The organism is Bacillus sp. JJ675 (assembly GCF_036963165.1).
GTDB classification, from domain to species: domain Bacteria; phylum Bacillota; class Bacilli; order Bacillales; family Bacillaceae; genus Bacillus; species Bacillus glycinifermentans.
This window is the reverse complement of the sequence record NZ_JBALMR010000054.1, coordinates 21,354-46,125: the sequence shown is the minus strand read 5'-3', so window position 1 is coordinate 46,125 and position 24,772 is coordinate 21,354. Positions and strand designations below refer to the sequence as shown.

Genomic DNA, 24,772 nt, shown 5'->3' with positions numbered 1-24,772 from the left:
TTACAGCGTGACGCCTGTTTTAAAGATCGCAAGTTCTCTGAAACCGTTCTTTTCATTGTTGAGCTGTTTTCCGCTTGCCGCTTCGAGCAAATAAGCGATCAGCTCCCTCAGCATCTCTTCTTCAGAAAGGTCTTCGAGCACCCGGCCCGCATTAAAATCGATCCAGTGAGGCTTTGTTTCATATATATTCGTGTTCGTCGAGATTTTCATCGTCGGTACGAAGGTGCCAAAAGGCGTGCCCCGGCCTGTCGTAAACAGGACGATTTGGCATCCTGAAGCGGCAAGCGCCGATGAAGCGACAAGGTCGTTGCCTGGCGCGCTCAGCAAATTCAGCCCTTTTTTCCTCAAGATTTCCCCATATTCAAGCACATCTGTTACCTTTGATGTTCCGGCTTTTTGCGTACAGCCGAGCGATTTATCCTCCAATGTGGTAATGCCGCCCGCTTTATTTCCGGGAGACGGGTTTTCATACACCGGCTGCCGGTGATCAATGAAATATTGCTTGAAGTCGTTGATCAAGCGGACGATCTTATGAAAGACCTCTTCGTTTTCGGCCCGTTCCATCAAAAGCGTTTCCGCCCCGAACATTTCCGGAACCTCGGTCAAGACCGCCGTCCCGCCTTGGGCGATCAGAAAATCGGACAGACGCCCGAGCAGCGGATTCGCGGTAATGCCCGAAAAACCATCAGAACCGCCGCATTTCAGCCCGATTTTTAGTTCTGAAAGCGGAACATCCTCGCGGCGGTCGGATTTAGCATGTTCATATATGTCTTTCAAAAGCTTCACACCTTCAGCGACTTCGTCTGCAACCTCCTGGGAAAGAAGAAATTTTACGCGGCCTTCATCATAGTCCCCGAGCGCTTCGCGAAATTCGTGAATGCCGTTGTTTTCACAGCCGAGGCCGAGCACAAGCACACCGCCCGCATTCGGATGCTTCACGGCATTGGAGAGGATCGTCCTCGTATTGATATGGTCATCGCCGAGCTGTGAACAGCCGTATTGATGCTTCAGCACGTGCACGCTTTCAAATGGCGCCATATCCCCGATATCAGCCGTAAACTCTTTGATGATCAGCTCAGCGACTCCGTTTACGCAGCCGACCGTCGGCACGATCCAAAGCTCGTTTCTGATGCCCGTGCTGCCGTCTTTTCGTTTAAAGCCTTTAAAGGTGAGCGGCTCTTTTCTGTACGGATTTTCCGTAAACCTCGGCTGATAGCTGTACTCTTCGACACCGCCCAGATTTGTTTTCGTATTGTTTGTATGCACCCATTCGCCTTTTTCGATCGGTTCTGCGGCGTGTCCGATCGGAAAACCGTATTTGATGACGTTTTCATTTTCGGCAATGTCTGTCAAAGCAAATTTGTGCCCTTTCATAATCGGGCTTTTAATTTGGATCGTCTGATCGCCCGCAGTGATCGTTTCACCTGCCTGTAAATCCCTTAATGCGATTCCGACGTTATCTGACGGATTGATGATCAGGAAGTCTTTCATGATAGATCCCCCAGTTTCAGCCTTTGGCTGTTCATCAGTTTTTTGAGCGATTCGGTCATGCCGGTCTGCTCGATGTCTTCTATATGCTGCGCCACCATTGCAGCTAAGTCCGGCCATTCGTTCAAGTTTTGCCCCCACAGCTTTTCAGATCCAAGGACGCGGCGCGCGATTTCTGCGGCGTCTGTTTCATCCGTCCAGATCATCTTCAGAAAAGACAGCGTCTCCGGATCATCTGCCAATGGGATATCCGAATGACCTCGTTTGCCTTTGTAAAAGCAAATCAGCGCGCCTAAAGCAAAGACGGTTCTTTGGGGAAGCTTGCCGTTTTTATTGAGATGTTCCATGATGACCGGCAAGTTTCTGACTTTGAATTTGGCGAACGAATTCAAGGAAATATCGAGCAATTGATGGCGGATAAACGGATTTCTGAACCTGTCAAGAATCTCATCCGCATAGGCCGTTAATTGCTGCTCCGGCAGATCAATCGTCGGGATAACCTCATATGTGAGCAGATCTTTGACAAATGAACCGACAAGATCATCCTCGGCCGCTTCGCGAACCGTATCAAGCCCGGCCAAATAAGCGACCGGCGTCATCGCGGTATGTGCGCCGTTTAAAATTCTCACTTTTCTCACCCTGTAAGGCGCCACATCATCGACAAACACCGCGTTCAGCCCGGCCTCATGGAGCGGAAGCTCTTTTTTTAGCCAATCGGGGCCGTCGATGACAAACAAGTGATACGGCTCTGCGGTGACAATCAGGGAATCGCGGTAGCCGGCGGCTTCCTCAAGCTCAGCGACTTTGTCTTTCGGAAAACCCGGAACAATCCTGTCTACAAGCGTATTGCAAAATGCATTCGCGCGTTCAATCCACTCGCTGAATCCTTTTTCAAGCCCCCACAAATCAGCATACCGCAGCACGATCTCCTTCAGCTTGTCGCCGTTGTCGTCAAGAAGTTCACACGGAATCATCACAAGGCCCTTCTGTTCGCTTCCGTTGAAGGTGAGATATCGTCTGTATAAAAAGGCAGTCAGCTTTCCGGGGAAACTTTTCTGCGGACGGTCTGACAGCCGGTCTTCCTCCATAAATGAGATGCCTGCTTCGGTCGTATTGGAAAAGACGAACCGCAAATCCGGCTGATCGGCGACCGCCATAAATTCATCGTAATGCTCATAGCTGCTGATGCCCCTGCTGAGCGCAGTAATGACAGTCGATTCACGGATTTCCCGCCCCTCTTGGAAGCCTTCAAGATAAAGCGTATAAAGCCCATCCTGTTCATTCAGGGTCTCAATCGAGCCTCGCCGCGGAGGAACGACGACAGCACTGCCTTTAAAATCAGTCTCTTCATTTAATTTATGAATCTGCCAGTCGATGAACCCTCTCATAAAATTTCCTTCCCCGATCTGTAAAATCCGTTCGGGGTATGCCGGCTTTGACCTTATGTATTTGGACAGCCGCTCCACTTTCATCCCCTCCTCTTCTATTTGCACACGTTCACATTTTGTCCGTGCATCAGGAATGATGCTACAATCTCCTGACGGAATTCCGGATGACCAGTTCGGTGCTGATCAGCGTCTGGCCGCCTTTTGTCTCCGGATTTTCGATGACGGACAGCAAACTTTCCGCCCCAAGCACACTGATTTTTTCAGTCGGTTTTTTAACAGTTGTTAAAGACGGCGTCGTATATGCGGAAAAGCCGATATCATCAAATCCGATGATCGATATGTCGTCAGGACAGCGTTTTCCGTTTGCATAAAGCGCATTCATCGCTCCGATCGCCATATCGTCATTCGCACAAAACAGGGCAGTCGGCGGATTCTTCAATTTCAGCAGCTTTTCCACCGCACTGTAGCCGCTTTTCATCGTATAATCTCCGCTTGCAAGGTATTCGCTTTGAACCGGGACGCCGTGCGCACGAAGCGCGTCCAGGAAGCCGTCAAGCCTTTCCTGGGACGATTTGAACCCCTGTTTTCCCTGCACCATCGCGATCCGCTTATGGCCGTTTTCGATAAAATGAGAAGCCGCCAAATATGCCCCCTCTTTCTCATTGGCCAAAATATTGATGACAGACGGCCTTTCAATCTTTCTGTTCAACACGACAATCGGGATATTCTGCCCTGTCACATGATCGATAAACGCCTGGTCGCGCTCGCTTTGGCTGATCAGGATGATGCCGTCATAGCGGTTGCGGTGGACGAATGACAAGTCATGGTAATCGTCGATCCCCCTGACGAACATGTTATAGCTTTCGTCAATCACATTGTTGACGCCGCGCAAAACGTCGGCAAAAAAGCTCGACGATGTACCGTCCGTCAGGCTTGTCAAAAACAGGCCGACCGTAAACGATTTTTGCGTCACAAGGCTTTTCGCGTTGAAATTCGGTTTATAATTCATTTCGGCTGCGATATCGAGTATTTTCTTTTTCGTTTTTTCTTTGATCAGCGGACTGCCGTTCAGCGCTCTGGATACTGTGGTGTGCGATACATTCGCCAGCCTGGCAATATCTTTAATCGTTACTGACATTCATTTTAACCTGCCTTTTACGTGCTGTTTCATACCATCAGTTTATCATAAGATGAGCGCTTGTCAGAGGATTTCCGCTATGTTCTCGATTTCAGGCCGGCAACCATTTCGGCATGCTTTTCATCCGTCAGCCGGTATAAATAGCCGATCACAAGCATCGCAATCGACAGGGCTACTGCCGGATATAAAAGCAGAATCGCTTTGATGCCGAGAAGGGTCCCCGCTTTTTGTGCAACGTTCGGAACGTAGCCGACGATGCTGAGCCCGATTCCTGATAAGAAGCCTGAAAGCGACTGGGCCAGCTTTCTTGAGAAATTGAATAACGAGTAGACGGTCCCTTCCTTACGCTCCCCTGTTCTCCATTCGCCGTAATCGATCGCATCTGATACAAAAGCCCAAGTGATCCCGTTCGGAATGCTGATGCCGATAAATGCGATGCTTGCGAGAATCGTAAATAAAAAGACGTTGCTCGGCATGGCGAAGTTGATGACGTCGGCTACGACGGAAAGCGCAAGGCCGAGAATCGCGGTTTTCTTTTTGCCGAACATTTTGACAAGCTTCGGCAGCATGATGACGCCGATAAAGGATGAACCGATGATGATGAAGTTCATCGATGCCATCAGCTCGGCATTTCCGAGATTGTATTCGGCGAAATAGACGAGCATCGCCGATTTGAGATTGTACGCGGAAATCGTGAAAACCGTCATAAGAATCAGCGTCAGCAGCGGTTTGTTTGTAAAAAACGTTTTTGAAATGGCCTTGAGCGTCACTTTCTCCTCTTTATACTTTTGGTCCTTGACGATGATCCGTTCCTGGCAGTTCCGGTAGCAGATGTAGAAAAACAGCACGCCGAGCATTGACATCAGCCCCATGACGACCGGGTACGCGACCACCGGATTGTCAAATCTGACGATCATCGGAATGACGACAATGCTTGTTACGAATAGCGCGCCGAGCGAACCGGCCTGCCGGAAGGATGCAAGCGATGTCCGGTCAACCGCATTTTGCGTCATGGCAGCGCCGAGCGAGCCGTACGGAATGTTGACGAATGAATAGCCGATTCCCCAGATCATATATGAGGCATACGCATAGATTAATTTGCCCGTCGGCGAAAGGTTCGGAGAGATGAACGTCAGGACGGTCAAAATCGCGAGCACGATGCTTCCGTATAATAAATAAGGCCTGAATTTGCCTTTCGGCCCGATGCGCTTCCGGTAATCGATGGATGTCCCCACGATCGGATCGACAACGGCGGCAAAAAGCTTGCTCACAAGAAAGATTCCTCCGGCCGCGGCCGCCGGAATCCCGGCAACATCGGTAAAAAATTTCAATAGATAAAGCTGTCCGAGGTCAAACATGAACCCATTCCCAAAATCTCCAAAACCATAAGAAATCTTTTCTTTTAAACTCAATTTCTCGTCAGTTGCGACGACCGTTTCAGTCTGTCTGTCCGTCGATATTTCCAAGGGAAAGCAGCTCCTCTGCAATCATTTTTTAAGCTTTCAAGCGGTCTTTCACCTCAAACTGAAAATATTGCTTTGCATTTTCATAGCTGATTCCTTTCACGATTCGCCCGAGCAGTTCGATGTCATCCGGCGCTTCGCCGTTTTCCGCCCATCCGCCGATCACATCGCAGACTAGACGCCTGAAATATTCGTGCCTCGTGTAAGAGAGAAAACTTCGCGAATCCGTCAGCATGCCGATAAAACGGCTTAACAGCCCTATATTTGCGAGCGATTTCATTTGTTCATGCATGCCGTCTTTCGTATCGTTGAACCACCATGCCGTCCCATGCTGGATTTTCCCCGGTACCCTTCCGTCCTGAAAGCTTCCTGCAAGGCTTGAAATCACGACATTGTCGCGCGGATTTAACGAATAAAGAATCGTTTTCGGGAGCGCGTCTATTCTGTCGAGAGAATCGAGAAACCGGCACAAAGGCTTTGCGATATCCTGATCGTTGATGGCGTCATACCCCGTATCAGGCCCAAGCCGCGCGTACATTTTGCTGCTGTTGTTTCGCAAAGCGTTAATATGCAGCTGCATCGCCCAGCCTTTTTCCGCGTAACAAGCCCCGAGTACATGGAGGGTGAACGACTTGAATGCCGTTTCCTCTTCAGGCGTGACCTTTTCGCCGTTCATCGCTTTAGCAAAAATCGGCCGCACTTCTTTTTCGTCTGTATCCGTATATGTCATTTGGTTGATGGCATGGTCTGAGATACGGCCCCCTGCTTCATGGAAAAACTCGATCCGTTTTTTAAGCGCTTCCAAAAAATCGGCGTATCCGCTGATTGCAATGCCGCTTGCTTCTTCGAGCTTTTTCACCCAGCCTGTAAAGCCTTCCTGATTGATTTCCAGCGCTTTATCAGGCCTGAATCCAGGTAAAACGCTTACACGATAGTCGTCGTTTTTCAGCTTCAAATGGTATTCCAGGCTGTCGGTCGGATCATCTGTCGTCACGACTGTTTCAACGTTGGATTTTTCGATCAGGTCTCTTGCACCAAAGCCTTCTCCGTTTAGCTGCTCGTTCACATTGTTCCAAACCGCGGGCGCGCTCTTTTCGTCAAGCAGCTCATAAACGCCGAAAAACCTCCGCAGCTCTAAATGAGTCCAATGATAAAGCGGATTGCCGATCGTCATCGGCACGGTCTTGGCCCAGGCAGTGAATTTTTCTTCATCAGACGCGGTCCCTGTAATGTACTCCTCCGCTATGCCGTTCGCCCGCATCGCCCTCCATTTGTAATGGTCGCCGTACAGCCACGCCTCGGTGATATTTTTGAAGGTTTTGTTTTCATAGATCTCCTTCGGACTTAAGTGACAGTGGTAATCGATGATCGGCATTCCTTTGGCATACTCGTGATACAGCTTTGCCGCCGTATCGGTTGTTAAAAGAAAATCGTCGGCCAGAAACGCTTTCACTGTTCTTCACCTTCCTTTGATCGTTTTTTGTTAACGTTAACAAAATGATGCATCAGAAAAATGTGAACGTTAACATTCAATCTTATTTTATACCAGCCGCTTCTATTTTTCCATAATTTTCTCAGTGCATAAGAAAGAAGCTGCACGGTTAAAGCCGGCAGCCCCTTTCTTTTATTGCTTTTTCTTAAATTCCATCGTAATCTCGGTCCCGTATCCCGTCCGGCTGTCGACTTCGATGCATCCGTCATGAAGATGGACGAGCTCGAGCGAAATCGCGAGGCCGAGTCCGCTTCCTTCTGTCGAATCTTTCGTATGCGTCCCCCTGTAATAGCGGTTGAATAATTTAGAGACGGTTTCAGAGTCCATGCCCCTGCCGTTGTCGGCAATTTTAAGAACGATGTGCTGTTTTGTTTCTTCAAGAATGACTTTGATCTCGGTGCCTTTTTCATTGTGTTTGACCGCATTGGCCAGCAGGTTTTCCAAAATCCTTCTGAACCAGCCTTTATCAATCGAAAACTCGGTATCTTCTAATTGAGATTCAAAGGACACCTGATACCCCTCTGAAAACGGGTAGCGCTTAAATTCTTCGACAACCTTTCTTAAAAACGGCACAAGCCTGACCGTTTCCCGTTTGATCGGGAGCGCGCCGTTTTTGAGCCTGTATGTTAAATTCAAATCTTCAATGAGCTGTGACATGTAATCCGACTTTTCTTTCATGACCTGGCCGATTTCGGAAATTTCTTCTTTTGACCATTCATAATTTGGGGATTCGAGCATCATGCTGTACCCATAGATCGTGCTGAGCGGCGTTTTTAAATCATGGGAAAGCCCGGCAATCCATTCCTCTCTTGTTGCCTGGATTTTTTTCCGGTCCTGCTCATCTTTCTTCAACGTTTCCGTCAGCTGCTCCATCGATTCGAATACTTCGTTAAACAAGCGGTACGGTTGCTTTCTTTTCCCTTTTTTATTGCGGCTTCTCGGCAGGCCTTTGCGGTTTTTCGGCTCTTCAAACCGCCCTTTTGAGAGGTTGACGACCCATTTAATTGAATGGATGATCGGCATGCCGAACCGGAAAGAGTACCACAGGGTCATGATCGTAATTGAAAAGAGCAGGATGCCGATCATCAGGACGATGATTTTTAAGGCAAGGCCGATTATCGACCGGTTAAACTCATGGTCCGGATTATAAATCGGATTCGGCGTGGCCGCGATCAGCCACTCCGTAGCGCTCAGACGCCTGTATGAAAATTCATGCTCGTAGTTCCACGGCTTTGATTGATACTTCAAAAGCTCTAATTCTGTAATGCCTTTGCTGTAGTCGATATCCGAGAAAATCGATTGTAAAAGTTTCCCTTTTTCATTAAACAAATAAACGGATCCTTTGTTTTTCTTAATGAAATCGAGTGTGCTTTTTTTATAGGAGGAAAGGGTTGACGGATTTTTTTCCTCCTTCTCCAAATAGCTCAGAATCGTTTCGCTTTTCGACTCCCAGCCGAAGAGAATGACATAATCCTTCTCATTTAAATTTGCAGACCAAAAATTGACTTGATACTTGCCGATCTTTTTTCGTGAAAAAGCCGTTACGAGGTCTTCTTTGTGGTACTCCCTTTGGATCTCCCGGGGAAGATGGTAGGAATACACCGTCTTTTCTTTCTCGTTTAGTATTTGCAGCCAGCCCCGCTGCTTATCGACAGCCGCTTTTAATGTGTCATCAATGTGCCAATTGTTATCGTAATCAATGGTGACCCAGGTTTCAAACGTGTCTGAAGTGGCTTTCGCCAAACCTGCATCAGCTTCGCTTTCGCTCAGGCGCAGCGCGAAAAAAATAAAGGACAGGGACAGGACGGCGATGACAAGCATTAAAATCAGAAAAATCTGGCTTGTAAAATGCAGAACTAATTTTCCCCTGAGCCTCATCCTTCACTCTCTTTTCTTGCCTGGTTCGGAATGAACTTATACCCCAAACCGCGAATCGTTACGATGTACTCGGGATTGCTCGGGTCTCTTTCGATTTTTTCCCTCAGCTTTCGGATATGAACCATGACGGTGTTGCTGTCTCCGTAAGAAGGGACCCCCCATACTTTTTCGTAGATCTGATCCTTTGAAAGCACCCTGTTCGGATGGTCGCAAAAGTATTGGAGGAGCTGAAGCAGCTGCGCCGAACAGCTGACAGCCTCGCCGTCGACAATCAGCTCCGCGAAATCCGGATGGAACGTGAAGCGTTCATATTCGTATGAAGACGTTGCCGCAGCGGCCGCGACTTCCTTCTGTATGTATGTCCGCTTTAAATGAGCTTTGATTCTCGCGATTAATTCGAGCGGATTAAACGGTTTCGTTATGTAGTCATCCGCCCCGTACGCAAAGCCCGACAGCTTATCAAGGTCCGACGTTTTCGCCGTCAGAAAAAAGATCGGGGCGTTTGTATGCCGCCGGAGCTCAGGCGATACTTCAAATCCGGTCTGCCCCGGCATCATGACATCGAGAAGAATCATATGTACGGTCTCTTTTTTGACGAGATCAAGGGCCTCTTCAGCGCTGTTTGCAGTCAGGACTTCTGTAAAGCCTTCTTTTGTAAGGACGCGCTTTACCATTTGGACAATAGCGTCCTCATCATCCACAATCAAAATCGTTGCATTCTCCACTTTCTTCTTTCCTTTCTGTCAGCATCGTGTTTTATATCCTCATCTTAACATCTATCTTAGGTGTATCGGCTGCCGTTTTCGGATTTTAAAGTAAAATTTAGAAATTTTCTTTTTGAAAAAGAAAAAACAGACACCAGTTTGCGTGTCTGTTCATCCGGTTGCCAGCCTTTTGGCCTCTTCATTCTCAAGAAGGTCATAGGTCAGGCATATCGGTTTTCCGGTGCGCGGGTCTACAGCGATCTCCGCATCGATTTGAAACACCTTCCGCAGGACTTCCGGCGTCATGACATCTTCTGGCGCCCCCTCTTTTACGATCTTCCCGCTGTTTAATGCAACCATGTGATGGGCGAAGCGGACTGCATGATTCAGATCGTGGATGACCATCAGGATCGTCCGTCCCTCATCTTTATTGAGCTTTTCCAACAGCTTCAGGATTTCGAGCTGGTGGGCCAAATCCAAGTAGGTCGTCGGCTCGTCAAGCAGAAGCAGCTCCGTCTCCTGGGCAAGGGCCATCGCGATCCAGACGCGCTGGCGCTGACCGCCGGAAAGGGCTTCGATCGGCCGGTCATGAAACGCCAGCATCCCCGTGACATCAAGCGACCATTCGATGATGCGGCGGTCGTCTTTCGTCAGTCTGCCCATTCCTTTTTGATGTGGGAAGCGGCCGTATGCGACAAGCTCATATACGGTCAGTCCGCCCGGGGCTTCAGGCGTTTGCGGAAGGATCGCCATTTGCTTGGCGATCTCCTTCGTCGGCAATTGATGGATCGCTTTTCCGTTCAAATGGACGGCACCGGTTTTCGAACGGTGGATTCGGGCCATCGTTTTTAAAATCGTTGATTTCCCGCATCCGTTCGGCCCGATCATGGTCGTGATTTTCCCCTTTGGTATCGTAAGGTTCAGGTTTTCGACGATCATCTGCTCGCCGTAGCCAATCCCCAGATCGTTTGTAGAAAGAGACACCTTGCAATCTTCCCTTCTTTAGTTTGTTTTCATCAGCAAATAGATAAAATACGGCGCGCCCAAAACGGAAATGACGAGCCCTACCGGAATCTCCGAAGGCGCAAGGAGCGTCCTTCCGATCAAGTCGGCCAGCAACAAGAGCAACGCCCCGGTCAGTGCAGATGCCGGAATCAACAGCTGATGCTTCGGCCCGACGAGCCTTCTTGCGATATGAGGCGCAACAAGACCGAGAAACGTGATGTTGCCCCCCGCCGCCACGCAGGCGCCGCTGAGGGCGGATGCGGCCAGCAGGAGCACGAGCCGTTCTTTTTCAACGGCCGTTCCAAGCCCGGCTGCGATCTGATCGCCGAGATTAAGTACATTTAAATAGCGCGCCTTATAAAAGATAAAAGGAATCAGCAGGACAATCCACGGAAGGATTGCCGAAACAAAGCTCCAGTTTGCGCTCCAAATGTTTCCCGACAGCCATACGGTCGCCTGCATGAAATCGTTCGGATTCATTTTCAGCTGCAGCATCAAAATTGCCGCCCCGAACGCCGTATTGATTCCGATTCCGACCAAGACGAGGCGAACCGGGTTCAGCCCCTTTTTCCAGGCGAACAAATAAATGAGGACGACCGCGATGCAGGCTCCTGCAAATGCAAAAATCGGCAAGGAAAACGCGGCATTTGCATCAAAGCCGCCTCCGGCCCCCTGAAAGAAGAAAATAAATATGACAACGGCAAAGCCCGCTCCGGCATTGATTCCCAAAATCCCCGGATCAGCGAGGTCGTTTTTGGATACGCCCTGCCAGACGGCCCCTGCTGCTGCAATCCCGGCACCGATAAGCGCGGCCAGAATCATCCGCGGCAGGCGGAATTCAAATAAGACAAGCTCATCCTGCGGCGTTCCTCCTCCAAATAACGTTTTCAGCGCGTCAAACGGAGCAATCCGGATCTCACCCATGTTCAGGCTTAATAAAAATACACCGAGGATCAGCGCAGCCATGAAAAGCATGATCATAACGGCACGGCCGTTTTTGTTCTTCAGCGTCTCCATTTACAGTCCCCTCCCTTCGCGCCGGGCCAAATAGAGAAAGAACGGTACGCCGACAAGCGCAGTCACCGCTCCAACCGGCGTTTCAAAAGGAGGATTGATCATCCTTGCGCAGATGTCGGCACACAGAAGAAGCACGGCCCCAAGCACAGCCGAGCACGGGATGATCCAGCGGTAATCCACGCCTGCCAAAAAGCGGGCAATATGCGGGATGATCAAGCCGATGAAGCCGATCGTCCCAGCTACTGATACAGCGGCGCCCGTCAGCAAAACGACGGAGGCGACCCCGATCACTTTGACCGTTTTTGTCGATTGGCCGAGCCCTTTTGCCACTTCTTCTCCAAGGCTTAAGATGGTAACCGAACGGGCGATGAAAAAGACAAGCACGAGCCCCAGGGCGGCCGCGGGAGCCAGCAGCTCAACGCTCGACCATTTCATGCCGGCGATTCCGCCCGCATACCAAAAGCTCACATCGCGGGCCACATCGAAATGAATCGCAATAGCCGACGACAGCGCTCTAAGCAGCGTGCCGACTGCAGTTCCCGCCAAAGCGAGCTTTACAGGAGTAAGTCCGCCCTTTGAGAGCATTCCGACCGCAAAAACGATCGCAGCTCCCAAACCCGCTCCGGCAAATGACCAACCCAAAAGCCCGAGCGAAGAAATTCCGGGAAAAAAGGCAAAAGCGACTGCGACCGCAAAAGCAGAGCCATCCGTTACGCTCATAATTTCGGGCGATGCGAGCGGATTTCTCGTCATGCCCTGCATGATCGCACCGGAAACGGCCAGGCAAGCGCCGACAAGTATGGCGCTGACCGTCCTCGGAAGCCTGAGTTCCCAAATAATCTGATGTGCCGTATTTTTTGAATCGAAGTGAAAAAGCGCGTTCCACACCGTGCTGAGCTTGATATCAGCCGCACCGAGCACAATCGACAAAGCCGCGCCGAACAGCAAAATCAACGTTCCACCTAGAAGAATAAAAACGGCGCCAAGAGGACGGCTAACCGGAAGCTGTTCGTTTTCCGGCTCGTCCCTGTCATTGGTCTGATGAATATTCCTGTATGCCCCCAATCGATGCCATTCCTTTCTATTTATACAATCGATAACGATTATCATTTTCATCTTATAGTATATCAGGCTCAGACTAAATGTTTAATAATAAATTTTTTCAGATTGAAAAAAAGCCCGCATATCTTCAGATGAAGACCGCGGGCCTCAGGCTTTAAGATTGTTGATTCCGGCTGAACTTTTTGGCCGCAAACGGGTAGATGATGAGGCCGACAAAGAACAAGCCGATTCCCAATATAAAGGTCAGCCAATCTGCAGTTCCCGAAATGATGACCCACAAAGAATATCCGAGAGCGCACAGGGCAATGATGCCGTCGCCTGTTCTTGATCCTTTCAGTTCATCATACGTATCTCCTTTAAAGATAAGCTTCAGGCTGAACAAAGCCGCAATGAGATACGGTACGAGATAAGCGAGCGTCGCAGATGTCGTCAAAAACGTAAAGGCCTGACTGATCGTCCCCGAAATCGTGGAGAAAATAAAGATTTGCGACATTAAGTTCGTAATGATCAGCGAATTGACGGGACTTCCTTTTTTGTTCGTCTTTGCAAAGAAAGCGGGAAAATCGCCTGCTTTTGCCGCTTGATACGGAACCTCAGATCCGATCAAAATCCAGCCAAGCATTGATCCGAACAATGAAATGATCGCCAAAATGGCCATGACCACGCTGCCGAAGCCGCCGATAATTGCATGCAGCACATCAACAAACGGTTTATTCGATGCCTGGAGCTGATCGTGCGGAATAATGCCCATTGTAATTAACGTAATGATCATATAAATGCTGAGTGCGATCAACAGCCCGGTGATCGTGGCACGTTTCACATCGCGCTGTGATGATGCGCGCCCCGACAAAATAACGGCTGACTCGATGCCGACAAACGCCCACAGCGTAGAAATCGCCGCATTATGGACCTGGCCGCCGAGCACGATGCTTTTTCCGTCCGCCTCAACAGGAAAATAAAATGAATGAAATAAAGACACTTGAAATACGAATAATCCAGCTACAATAAACAGGACAAACCCGAGCACTTTGGAAAACGTCGTCAAAAAGTTGAGCTTTCCTGCTCCGTTTATACTGGAGAAGAGAATGAAATGAGTGCCCCACAATAGAATCGTGCATGCGATGAATGTGAGCAGCTGCCCGAGTGTTACGGGATGTCCGCCAAGTTCAAACATCTCGCGCTTATCAGTCAAAATCGGCAGGAATGTCGTCAAATAACCGGCAAGGCTCGTGATGATGGCCACGTTGCTGATCCAGCTGGCAACCCAGTAACCCCACACCATCGTAAAGCCCGCTGCGTTTCCCTTTTTCGGGTCTGAAAACAGCGCCCTTGCATAGCTTTGCGGCCCCGCTTTGAGATCAGGACGGCGAATCGATAAATGGCCGAATACGAGCGCGATCATCAATACGCCCGCACCCGTCACCAGCCATGCCGCCGTTACGCCGAGCGGGCTGGCCGTCTGCGCGAGCGTGCTTGGGAGCATGAAGATCCCGGAGCCGACCATATTTCCAACGACAAAAGCCGTTAAAAGCCAGAAACCCCATTTTTTTGTCTGTTCCATACAACTAATACCTCCGAGCATTTTATCAAAATATGCCGGACCAGACCGTGAGATCATAAAAATAAAAAAAGCATGAACAAAAGTCCATGCCAAAATAACATACACTCTTGATCCCCGGATAGCCCTCCGCGGGAAGTCCCGCGGCAGTCCTGCACTTATTCAATGCAGACCCAGCATAAAGAATGGTCGGCTTCTTTATGCTTCGGCGCTGATGCCTTTTACGCATGATCACGGGCCCCCGCCGGCCTCACATGCGCTACTCATCATCCGCGCAACCTCTACCTCACTAAGAGTTAAGAGTGAGGATTTATCACATATTCTCAACCGAAGGTTACCAGAGAAATGTTATTCTGTCAAAGGGAACTGATGGAAAAAACGGCAGGAAGACCGCCCATTTTTCGGCGGCCTTCATTGTGAACGGGGATGATCCCCATCATCTATAGAGGTTATCGATTGTTTTTCTTTTTTCTGACCGCTTCTTGCAGAGGGTCTCCTTTTAATGCTTGGCCTGCATCTTCAAGCGCCCCCTGAACGGCGTTATGGTCTTTGGCTTTATTTTTTCCCTGATCTTTATTAAAGAAAAAGCCCACATGAATCACCTCTTTAAAATTTGGTACAATACTAATTTGGCTTTTCATTAAAAAAATATGCAGGAAGCTTGGCTGTCCGGCCTGCATGAATTTCCCGTTTTGGCCTCTTTCTTCCCGCAAAAATGAAAAAATCGCGGCCAAAACCTTCCAGAATCAGTCTTGATGGTCTTCAGATCTCCTGATATAGTTTTCATTAGGAATCAGGTCTTAAGGAGAAGCGAATATGACAGGAAAAACACACATCATGGGGGGAGTCGCTTCTTGTACGGCTGTCGCTTATTTTTATGGGTATGATCCCGTATTGATAACCGCTTCAGGCATTTTTGGAGCATTGATACCCGATATTTGCCACACAAAAAGCAAAATAGGGCGGAAGCTTCCAATTTTATCAACGCTGATCAGCTCTGTATTCGGCCACAGAACGTTCACGCACAGCCTGCTCTTTCTGTTCGTGACGGGATTTTTGGCACATTTATATGTTACAAACCAGAGCATTTTTGCCGGACTGATGGCGGGAATGGCCAGCCACCTGCTGCTTGACGCGGGGACGACAAACGGCATCAAGCTTTTCTTTCCTTCATCAATTAGAATCCGCCTGCCGCTTTACATCAAAACGGGCGGCAAAGCCGAACAGGGCGTGATGGCCGCCCTCACCGTTCTTTCATGCTATTTTATCGCCGTCTTGACGGCTTGACATGTGGCGCAAATTGGTTTATTTGCCACCGAAAGTTTTTTTAGTAATTTAAATATATGCGGGGCTAAGAACTTGTGAGGAGCTATTGATAAATGAAAGAACATTTTTTCAAAAAGCAATGGTTTTTATGCTTATCGATTTTTTTCATGTGGATGAAGACGTATTTCATCTATAAACTGGGGTTTCACTTGCGGATTGATAATCCGTTTCAGGAGCTGATCCTGTTAATAAACCCGCTTAGCTTTCTCATCCCCGTATTCGGCATCAGCCTTTTTTGCCGCGAAAAGACAAAGCGGCTGTTTTTACTCTCAGCAAATGTCATCCTTACGGGCATTCTGATCGCAAACTGCATTTTTTACGGTTTCTATATCGATTTCATTACAATCCCCGTTTTGTTTCAGGCCAAAAACCTCGGAGGGCTCGGCAGCAGTTTTCAAGAGCTGTTCAATCCCCTTTTCATCGTTCTTTTCCTTGATCTGGCACTGCTCGCATGGCTTTCGAAAACCCGCCGGAAAACGGAAGCAAAAGCATCGCGAAAAGCGATCAAAATTTACTACGGCGCGGCCTCGGGGATCGTGCTGCTGAATCTCACCTTATCAGAGGTCGAGCAGCCGAAGTTTTTGTCCCATTCGTTTGACAGGGAAGTGCTCGTCAAAAACATCGGGCTGTTTCAATTTCATCTGTTCGACGGAATTACGCAGACGTTTAATTTGACGCAAAAAGCGGTAGCCGACGAAAACAGCCTGGCAACGATCGAAAACTATACAAAAGCCGACTACAGCAAACCGAACAAAGACATGTTCGGCATCGCAAAAGGACGAAACGTCATCTTCGTGACGCTCGAATCTACTCAAAGCTTCGTCATCAATGAAAAAGTAAACGGAAAAGAGATCACCCCGTTTTTGAATCAGTTCATCCATAAAAGCTATTATTTCGACCATTTTTATCAGCAGACCGAACAGGGGAAAACATCGGATTCCGAGTTCCTCGTCGCCAATTCGCTGTATCCGTCGCTGAGCGGATCTGTCTTCTTTACGAAAAGCGAAAATCAATACAATTCAATGTATAAAACGCTGGCGCAGCACGGTTACATATCATCCGTCTTTCACGCCAATAACAAAAGGTTCTGGAACAGGGACGTCATGTACGAAGCGCTCGGTATTGACCGCTTTTATGATGTGGACCACTTCAGCGTAACCGCTGATAATTCAACAGGCTGGGGGCTGAAGGACAAAGAGTTCTTAGCACAGTCCGCCGACATGATGAAAGAGTTGCCGGAGCCGTTTTACAGCAGCCTGCTGACCTTGACCAATCACTTTCCGTTTCAGATTGATGACAAGGATAAGCTGATTGATGAATATGATTCTAACAGTGAGATTTTGAACCGCTATGTGACGACGGTGCGCTATCAGGACGAGGCGCTGAAAGCTTTTATCGCGAAGCTGAAAAAAAACGGCCTGTATGAACATTCAGTGATCGTCTTGATGGGGGATCATTACGGTATTTCGGAAGCACACAATGAAGCGCTCGCTCAATTTTTAGGGAAAAAGGAGATCACGCCGTACGATACCGTTCAGCTTCAGCGGGTTCCGCTGATCATCCACATCCCCGGAATTACGGACAAAAATCCGCGAACCGTGTCAGAAACGGGGGGACAGATCGATGTCAAACCGACATTGCTTCATTTATTGGGAATTGACACAAAAGGCATGATTCAGTTCGGAAACGACCTTTTTTCTAAGGAAAGAATGCCTTTTGCCGTGCTGCGAAACGGAAGCTTCATCACGGATGATTATCTCTATACGAAAAATGCATGCTACGATCAAAAAACCGGAGAGCTTTTAGAGGATCCAGAGGACAAATGCGCTCCCCTAATTGAGAAAGCGGCTGAAGAGCTTTCCCTTTCCGACAAAATTATCAACGGAGACTTGCTGAGGTTTTATAAACAATAACGCCTCCCCTTCCACAAGCATTCAGAGCTGGCTGGGAGGGGCTGTTTACATTGGGGCTCGGGCTGGGTATTATATACCGAATGTTTAAAATGCCCTTGCAGATTTGCACATCCTTCGTTACCCTAATGAATAGACAGTTTTGTTTCGGGTGCCGATTATTTCATGAAGTGTTATAAAATCTCAAAATAAGAAGGTTTTCAAATGAGTGAAACTAAACAAACCATAAATAAACTGCCGATTGTTGCCGTACTGATTACCGGGACCTTTATCGCCATTTTAAACCAGACGCTGCTGACGACGGCCCTTCCCCCGATCATGAGGGATTTGAACATTACCCCGGGGCTTGCCCAGTGGCTGACGACCGTTTTTATGCTTGTAAACGGAATTATGATTCCGTTTACGGCATTTTTAATCGAAAAATTCACGACGAGAAAGCTGTTTATGGCCGCGATGTCTTTATTCACCGCCGGAACGCTGATCTGTGCTTTATCGTTCAGCTTTCCCGTTTTAATTGCCGGACGAATCGTGCAGGCGGCCGGTGCAGGGATCATGATGCCTTTAATGCAGACCGTGCTTCTTTTGATTTTCCCGAAGGAAAAACGCGGCTCAGCGATGGGGATGGTCGGACTTGTCATCGCCTTCGCCCCGGCTCTTGGACCGACTTTGTCGGGATGGATTGTCGACCGTTATCCGTGGGAAATCTTGTTTTATCTTCTGCTGCCGTTCGCGGTCATTGACATGGTTGTCGCTTTCTTTATTTTAAAAAATGTAACAGAACAAACATCGCCTAAGATGGATGCCGCCTCCATCATTTTGTCTTCTTTAGGATTCGGCGGTATCCTTTACGGCTTCAGCAGCGCGGGCGTCGACGGCTGGACCAGTCCGGACGTGCTGACAGGCTTCGCAGTCGGGGCCGTCACACTGTTTTGGTTCATTTGGAGACAGCTCCATCTGAAGGAACCGATTTTGGAATTCAGGGTATTTAAATATCCGATGTTTACGCTCGCTACAGTCATCGGCATGGTTGTGTTTATGGCGATGATCGGAGCGGCGACGATCGTTCCGATCTACATGCAGGATATGCGCCATTTCACCGCGATGGAGTCAGGAATGATGCTCTTTCCGGGAGCGGTTGTCATGGGCTTGATGTCCCCGATTACGGGAAGGATTTTCGATAAAATCGGAGCGCGGATTTTAAGCATTACCGGGTTGACGGCCATTTTTATCACGACGCTGCTGCTATCGCATCTGTCCGAAAAAACGCCTTTCGCCTACCTGTCCATCGTCTATGCGTTTCGGATGGTCGGGATGGGGATGGTGCTAATGCCCGTGACGACTGCAGGGCTGAATCAGCTGCCGCGCCATTTGATTCCGCACGGCACGGCCATGAACAACACGTTGAGGCAAATGTCAGGCTCAATCGGAACGGCGATTTTGATTACGATCATGACGCAGCGGGCGCTGTCTGATCCGGCGGGCCCCGGCACGGAAACGGCGATGATTCACGGCGTAAACCTGGCCTTTATGACGGCTGCCGGTTTGTCGGGAATCGGGCTGATCCTTGCCTTTTTCATTAAACACAATCACCGCGGCAGGCTGAACCACCATAAAAGAAAGGCTGCGAAAAGCGGCTTTGCGCTTCACGAAAAATAAACAAATCCCGGGTTCGCTGAGAACCCGGGATTTATTTTATTCGAAACCGTTTGTCATCGTTTCAGGATCCGGACCTACACGCTCATCTTTGTTGAGGGCGTTGATTTTTTCCATATCTTCTTTTGAAAGTTCGAAGTCGAAAATATCGGCGTTTTCAATGATTCGGTGTTCTTTAATCGATTTCGGGATGGTTACGACTTCGCTTTGCAGATCCCAGCGCAAAATGATTTGCGCGACCGATTTGTTGTATTTGCCGGCAATTTCGGCAAGCACTTCATTGTCAAGCAGCTTCCCTTGCATCAGCGGAGACCATGCTTCAAGCTGAATGCCTTGTTTTTTGCAGTAATCTCTTAATTCGAGCTGCGTCAAACGCGGGTGGAATTCAACCTGATTGACCATCGGTTTGATTTCCGCATCCTCCAGCAGGCTTTCCAAATGATGCACGTTGAAGTTGCTGACGCCGATCGCTCTGATTTTGCCGTCTTTGTACAGCTTCTCCAAGGCGCGCCATGTCTCTTTATATTTGCTTTTATCTTTTCCGGGCCAATGAATTAAATATAAATCAAGGTAGTCAAGGCCAAGTTTTCTCAGGCTTTCATCAAAAGCCGCCAGCGTTTTTTCGTAGCCCTGGTCACTGTTCCACACCTTAGATGTGATGAAAAGCTCCTCACGGGGAACGCCTGATTCTTTAATTCCTTTGCCGACGCCTTCTTCATTTTGATAGATCGCAGCCGTATCAATGCTCCGGTATCCGTTTTTAATCGCTGCTTTCACAGATTCGACGACTTGGCTGCCCTCTTCCACTTTAAAGACTCCCAGGCCAAACCACGGCATTTTAACTCCGTTATGTAACGTCACAGTGTCCTTTAAACTGCTTACCATTTAAACGACCGCCTTTCTTTTTTATTCAGATACTATTTCAAGCATCACGTCTATTATCTCATATTGGAGAGATTTGACATAATAAATTGCTCACTTTTCTTCTTTAACCAGCCCGCGTGCAGCCAATGCGAGCGCTCCTGTAATCCCGGCATCGTCGCCGAGCCCCGGCGGCACGACATAACCGTCAAGGTCTGGAAGTTCGATGTATCCGTTTACATATTCACGCAGTTTTCTGCGGATGAGCGGAAACAGCTGCCGCTGCTTCATGACCCCGCCGCCCATTACGATTTTTTCCGGGCATAAGATCAGAATATATTGCATGAGCGCCTGCGCCAAATAATCGGCTTCAAGCTCCCAAACCTCTTCGCGCGCAGAAAGGTCTTTTCCTTGTTTTCCCCAGCGCTTTTCGAGCGCAGGCCCTGATGCCATTCCCTCAAGGCAGTCTTTGTGGTACGGACAGCTTCCTTCAAATGCATCCTTTTCATGGCGTCTGATCAGGATATGCCCCATTTCAGGATGGCAGAAGCTTTGTACGACCTTGCCGCCGATGACAGCCCCGGCGCCGATTCCCGTGCCGACCGTGATGTATAAACAGCTGTTCAGCCCTTGTGCGGCTCCTTCCGTTATTTCCCCGAGCGCAGCCGCATTGACGTCCGTGGTAAACGAAACCGGGATCCGGAGCCTTTTTTCCAGTTCGGGAATGAACGGATAGTTCTGCCACGCGAGTTTCGGCGTATTCGTAATAAAGCCGAAATCGGGTCTCTCCTTTGCCAGCGAAATCGGGCCGAACGATCCGACTCCCAGTGCTTCAGGCTGATATGCATCAAAGAAAGCGGTTACTTTTTCGATCGTCTCTTCGGGCGTTTCCGTCGGAATCGTCAGCCTGCCTGCGATTTCCCCTGTCTCCGTTCCGACAGCGCATACAAATTTTGTTCCTCCTGCTTCAATTGCACCGTAATGTGTCATCTCTTTTCCCCTTTTTTCTGTTTTTAATTGAATCATAAAGCAGAAAAGTGAGGAAAGCAATTGAATAAAATGTTACTCATCAAGGAGCGACGCTTCCAAATGATTGATGTACTGGCGCAGCTGATGGGCCGTTTCCCTCGTAATTTCCCGGTTTTCAAACAGCTCCTGAATTTCATTGCGGATGATTTGCACCGATTTTAAGCGAATCTCTTTCTTTTGCCTTTCATAGCGGTTATTTTCCCGGAGTCCTCCGGCGCCGTGCTGAAGCCTGAGGATCAAGCGCTGATAAAAAGAAATGACCGACCGGGACGCCTCTTTATTTTCGTCGCTCATATGCTGTTTTACCGCTTCGATAGCCGCTTTTGCCGTTTGAATCCGGGCCTTTTTCAGCATGTCGCCGCTTTGGTCATGCGGTTTGTGTGTTCCTTCTTTTTGTCGCCTGTTGATCAGGCGCTTCCATTTCATAAGTGAAACGCCTGCTTTAAAGGGATTGGAAAAAAGCATTTCTTTCTCCCGCAGCCTTTCTTTCAGCCGATTCGCGATATCTTCTGTGATTTGTCCGTTTTCTTGCATGTTTTCCAATTCCGCCTGTTCCGCTTTCAAGGCATGGACCCGGATTTTGTTTTCGAGTTTTTTATGGCGCAGATGCTCTTTCAAAGAATATTGCTCAAACTTGAGCTGCTTCATTTTTTCGTTGTACTCCGATATGACGGCGAGAGCCGCGGCTCTGTTTTTGTCGTTCATTTCCTCTTTTAAAGCTTTGACCGTTGTCTTCATCACTTTTCTTCTGACGCTTTGAAACTGGCTTCCGCCTGCCGGGAGCTCCTTCCTTTCTGACAGGAGCGGCAAAAAGGCGCTCGCCATCAGCAGGGTGCACAGAATTACACCGGCTGCCAAAAAGACGATCAAATCCCGCTCCGGAAACGGGCGGCCGTTCTCCAGCACAAAAGGGGATCGAAAATGCTCCGGCAAGGGTCACGGCTCCGCGGACGCCCGATATCGATATCTGGAGCAGGGAGCGCAGTTTTTCTCCGCCTGAAACTTGTTTCATTTGAAGCCCCCAATTGCCCTGCCAAAACAAAAATACCCATATGAAGCGGAGCAGCATGAGCATCAGCGTAATCAGAATGATGTAGCTGATGACTCTCACATTGTTGAATGCCGCATTCCCAAATATGACAGACAGCGCACCCGGCATTTGCAAGCCTAGCAAAACGAACACGAGACCGTTTAAAATAAAAAGGATGATGCCCCATGTGCTGGCCGAAACGATCTTCAGCTTGACCATTGCCGATTCGGCTCTGTCCTGCTCCGCCGCATGCGTGATACCTCCGGCGACGACGGCAAGGATTCCCGATACGCCGATCTCCTCTGCGGCCAAATAAATCACAAAAGGGGTCAAGATTTGGATCAGCATGTGCATTGTGACGTCCTGCATTCCTAAGCGGCGGAGCAAATAGCGAAACCGGAGGATCAAAAAAGAAAGAACCGTTCCGGTAACGAGGCCTCCAATTGCGATCAGCAAAAAACTGACCGCGGCCTCAGACCACGAAAAAGTGCCCGTTATCGCCGCAGCAAGTGCGAATTTAAAAGCGACGAGGCCTGAGGCATCGTTCATTAAGCCTTCTCCTTCAAGAAGGCGCAGCATATCCTTCGGCATATCGATTCTTTTCGAGAGCGCGCCGACAGCAACGACATCTGTAGGCGATAAAATGGCGGCAAGGGCAAAAGCGGCCGGCAGCGGAATCTGCGGAATCATCCAATGGATGGCATAGCCGCCAAACAGCACGGTCACAAAGACGAGACCGAGCGCCAAAAGCAGAATCGGGGTCCGCAGTTTCCACAGCTCATCCCTCGGGATCCGTCTTCCGTCATTAAATACCAGGGGAGCGATAAATAAAACAAAAAAAAGCTCCGGATTGAACGTGATATGAAGCCCGCCCGGAAAAACCGCCGCGATGATGCCCAATCCGACCTGAATCAACGGAACCGGAACAAATGGAATAAACCGGTGAACGATATTTGAGATCGCGATAATTGTTAAAAAAACCAAAACGGCCAGGAAAACGGCCACTAAGAATACTCCTTACCGCCGTAAAAGCAGGCCTTCAAACGACTCTGCCGGCTGTTTAGCTTATGCCTTCTTTGTTCAGTATTCTTTGACAGCCGGGAACCTATACATGTCAGGCTGAGATACATTGAGAAAGGGAGATCGATCATGAACCATCCATTTCATTCATTCCGTTCTTTATTCCCAGTCTTATCAAACCGCGTTTATCTGGCTGCCTGTTCTGCAGGCGCTTTGGCGCTGCCTGTCTCAGATGCGGTTGACGAATACCGCAGACAGCTCCTTGAATCAGGTGCCGATTGGCAGGCAGCGATGGAAAAGATGGCATCGGCAAAGGAAAAATTCGCACGGCTGATCGGCGCCGAGACAGATGAAATCGCCGTCATGGCCTCGGTTTCAGACGCCGTTTCGGCCATTGCGCTTTCACTGCCACATCATCGGCAAAAAAATAAAGTTGCCTTTACAGATATCGATTTTCCCGCAATCGGACAGATTTGGCTTTCTCAACAGGCATTCAAAAACAAGATCACAATCATTCAAAGCCATAACGGAATGATCGACCTGGAGCAGATACAAAAAGACATATGTGAGCGCACGCTTCTGACATGCGTGCCGCACGTCAGCTATTACAACGGATATAAACAAAATTTGAAGCAGATCGCAGACATCGTCCATCAAAAAGGCTCGCTTCTCTTCGTTGACGCTTACCAATCCGCCGGACACGTTCCGATCAGCGTGAAAGATATGGATGTCGATATTCTTGCGGCAGGAACAAGGAAATACATGCTCGGCATTCCGGGTACGGCGTTTCTTTATGTTAGACGCGGACTCGCCGGACAATTCAAGCCGCAGGTGACCGGGTGGTTCGGAAGAGACGGAAAATCCGCCTTTGATTTATTCAATTCCCGATTTGCAGAAGGAGCAAAACGTTTTGAAACGGGGACCCCGTCATTTGCCGGGCTTTATGCAGCGGACGCCGCCCTAAAGATATTGCTTGAAGCCGGGACTGACCGAATCGACGCGTATTTGCGGAAGCTTGCCGGCTTCGCTCTTGAATACGGGGCGGAAAAAGGCTTGCGGATCGCCGGGCCGCAAACCGTCCGCAATAGATCAAGCCTGATTTCGATTTATGCCGGGGACGCAGCAGGCATCGGGGCTGTATTGCGGGAAAGAAACGTCATTACAGCAGCGAGAAAAGACGTGATCAGGATCGCTCCGCATTTTTACAATACAGAGGAAGATATTAAACAGGCGATCGACGAAATCTCGGTGCTGCTCCATTAGGCTTTTCAATAGACAGATCAGCGTTTTTTCATTACACTATATAAAAACATTTCGATCAGGGGATGATGATACATTTGCAGCGTTTTGTCAATGAAGCATCTGAAGAGTTGAAGAAAAAGCCCCTCCGAAACATGCTGTTTACGCTTATTACATTTATCCTCGCCCTCGGCATACCAACCGCTTATGTTGTATATACGCAGTTTTACTCCATGAAACACTTGCCTGAGGGTGTACAGATTACATCGCTGGCTTCGCCGAACAAAAAATACTCGATCAGCATCTATAGAGTCGAGAAAAACGGGGCGGTACCCGATGTTTCCATCAGAGGGGAATTGACAAAGGTCTCAACCGGCGACCGAAAAAATATTTATTGGGGTTCCAGGGAAGTTAACGCTGACGTCGAATGGAAAGACAGCAATCACGTATCCATCAATGACAAGGTGCTCGACATCCGCAGCGATACATATGATTGGAGAAGGGAGTGAAT

Annotated in this window: 19 protein-coding genes, 1 pseudogene and 1 riboswitch; of the genes and pseudogenes, 5 read left to right on the top strand and 15 right to left on the bottom strand. The window is 48.8% G+C overall.

The features are described 5' to 3' along the window. From V7126_RS14645 to sspJ, 12 genes are all read right to left on the bottom strand, one after another. Positions 1–1,491, bottom strand: a complete 1,491-nt coding sequence (locus V7126_RS14645) for a UxaA family hydrolase (RefSeq protein ID WP_046129238.1) — start codon at positions 1,489–1,491, stop codon at positions 1–3. Continuing rightward, positions 1,488–2,954 carry a tagaturonate reductase gene (locus V7126_RS14640; RefSeq protein WP_046129237.1) on the bottom strand — a complete coding sequence of 489 codons (1,467 nt, stop codon included), beginning with the start codon at positions 2,952–2,954 and terminating at the stop codon, positions 1,488–1,490. The genes V7126_RS14645 and V7126_RS14640 overlap by 4 nt, the downstream gene beginning before the upstream one ends. 61 nt (positions 2,955–3,015) lie before the next feature. Beyond that, the gene (locus V7126_RS14635) at positions 3,016–4,014 is read right to left on the bottom strand and encodes a LacI family DNA-binding transcriptional regulator (RefSeq protein ID WP_046129236.1); all 999 of its coding nucleotides are present in this window, start codon (positions 4,012–4,014) and stop codon (positions 3,016–3,018) included. A 77-nt stretch (positions 4,015–4,091) separates the two neighbouring features. Beyond that, positions 4,092–5,474 (bottom strand): glycoside-pentoside-hexuronide (GPH):cation symporter, encoded by a 1,383-nt coding sequence (locus tag V7126_RS14630; RefSeq protein WP_175075597.1) that lies wholly within the window; start codon positions 5,472–5,474, stop codon positions 4,092–4,094. 34 nt (positions 5,475–5,508) lie between these two features. Continuing rightward, positions 5,509–6,930 carry a glucuronate isomerase gene (gene uxaC, locus V7126_RS14625; RefSeq protein WP_175075467.1) on the bottom strand — a complete coding sequence of 474 codons (1,422 nt, stop codon included), beginning with the start codon at positions 6,928–6,930 and terminating at the stop codon, positions 5,509–5,511. Positions 6,931–7,101: 171 nt separating this feature from the next. Beyond that, the gene (locus V7126_RS14620; protein WP_175075468.1) at positions 7,102–8,847 is read right to left on the bottom strand and encodes a sensor histidine kinase; all 1,746 of its coding nucleotides are present in this window, start codon (positions 8,845–8,847) and stop codon (positions 7,102–7,104) included. Then, the gene (locus V7126_RS14615; protein ID WP_175075469.1) at positions 8,844–9,572 is read right to left on the bottom strand and encodes a response regulator transcription factor; all 729 of its coding nucleotides are present in this window, start codon (positions 9,570–9,572) and stop codon (positions 8,844–8,846) included. Before V7126_RS14615 ends, V7126_RS14620 begins: the two co-directional genes overlap by 4 nt. A 150-nt stretch (positions 9,573–9,722) precedes the next feature. Further along, on the bottom strand, positions 9,723–10,490 hold the full coding sequence (locus V7126_RS14610; RefSeq protein WP_175075598.1) for an ABC transporter ATP-binding protein: 768 nt from the start codon (positions 10,488–10,490) through the stop codon (positions 9,723–9,725). A gap of 63 nt (positions 10,491–10,553) precedes the next feature. Continuing rightward, positions 10,554–11,573, bottom strand: a complete 1,020-nt coding sequence (locus tag V7126_RS14605; RefSeq protein ID WP_046129231.1) for a FecCD family ABC transporter permease — start codon at positions 11,571–11,573, stop codon at positions 10,554–10,556. Then, complete coding sequence (locus V7126_RS14600) at positions 11,574–12,638, bottom strand: FecCD family ABC transporter permease (RefSeq protein WP_175075470.1); 1,065 nt, start codon at positions 12,636–12,638, stop codon at positions 11,574–11,576. It abuts the gene before it with no gap. Positions 12,639–12,789: 151 nt separating this feature from the next. Beyond that, positions 12,790–14,196 (bottom strand): amino acid permease, encoded by a 1,407-nt coding sequence (locus V7126_RS14595; protein ID WP_175075471.1) that lies wholly within the window; start codon positions 14,194–14,196, stop codon positions 12,790–12,792. Between the two features lie 111 nt (positions 14,197–14,307). Then, positions 14,308–14,485: riboswitch (Lysine riboswitch) on the bottom strand. A 157-nt stretch (positions 14,486–14,642) separates the two neighbouring features. Continuing rightward, positions 14,643–14,786, bottom strand: coding sequence for a small acid-soluble spore protein SspJ (gene sspJ, locus V7126_RS14590; protein WP_046129267.1), 144 nt, complete (start codon positions 14,784–14,786; stop codon positions 14,643–14,645). 223 nt (positions 14,787–15,009) lie between these two features. Between sspJ and V7126_RS14585 the strand changes: the two genes are divergently transcribed. The 3 genes from V7126_RS14585 to V7126_RS14575 all read left to right on the top strand — a co-directional run bounded on the left by V7126_RS14585 (position 15,010) and on the right by V7126_RS14575 (position 19,085). Further along, complete coding sequence (locus tag V7126_RS14585; protein ID WP_175075472.1) at positions 15,010–15,480, top strand: metal-dependent hydrolase; 471 nt, start codon at positions 15,010–15,012, stop codon at positions 15,478–15,480. 92 nt (positions 15,481–15,572) lie between these two features. Further along, entirely contained in the window at positions 15,573–17,432 is a 1,860-nt protein-coding gene (locus V7126_RS14580; protein WP_335497681.1) for an LTA synthase family protein, read from the top strand. 201 nt (positions 17,433–17,633) lie between these two features. Further along, the gene (locus tag V7126_RS14575; RefSeq protein ID WP_335497680.1) at positions 17,634–19,085 is read left to right on the top strand and encodes an MDR family MFS transporter; all 1,452 of its coding nucleotides are present in this window, start codon (positions 17,634–17,636) and stop codon (positions 19,083–19,085) included. A gap of 36 nt (positions 19,086–19,121) precedes the next feature. On the opposite strand, the gene V7126_RS14570 is transcribed toward V7126_RS14575, so the two are convergent. The 3 genes and pseudogenes from V7126_RS14570 to V7126_RS14560 form a co-directional block, all read right to left on the bottom strand. After that, the gene (locus tag V7126_RS14570) at positions 19,122–19,967 is read right to left on the bottom strand and encodes an aldo/keto reductase (RefSeq protein WP_335497679.1); all 846 of its coding nucleotides are present in this window, start codon (positions 19,965–19,967) and stop codon (positions 19,122–19,124) included. A 90-nt stretch (positions 19,968–20,057) separates the two neighbouring features. Beyond that, positions 20,058–20,933: an ROK family protein gene (locus tag V7126_RS14565; protein ID WP_335497678.1), complete on the bottom strand. Its 876-nt coding sequence runs from the start codon at positions 20,931–20,933 to the stop codon at positions 20,058–20,060. Positions 20,934–21,005: 72 nt separating this feature from the next. Further along, positions 21,006–23,007, bottom strand: a pseudogene (locus tag V7126_RS14560) (Na+/H+ antiporter). A 144-nt stretch (positions 23,008–23,151) separates the two neighbouring features. Between V7126_RS14560 and V7126_RS14555 the strand changes: the two are divergent. Next, positions 23,152–24,285, top strand: coding sequence for an aminotransferase class V-fold PLP-dependent enzyme (locus tag V7126_RS14555; RefSeq protein WP_335497677.1), 1,134 nt, complete (start codon positions 23,152–23,154; stop codon positions 24,283–24,285). A 74-nt stretch (positions 24,286–24,359) separates the two neighbouring features. Then, positions 24,360–24,770 (top strand): DUF5412 family protein, encoded by a 411-nt coding sequence (locus tag V7126_RS14550; RefSeq protein WP_335497676.1) that lies wholly within the window; start codon positions 24,360–24,362, stop codon positions 24,768–24,770. Positions 24,771–24,772: the final 2 nt, after the last annotated feature.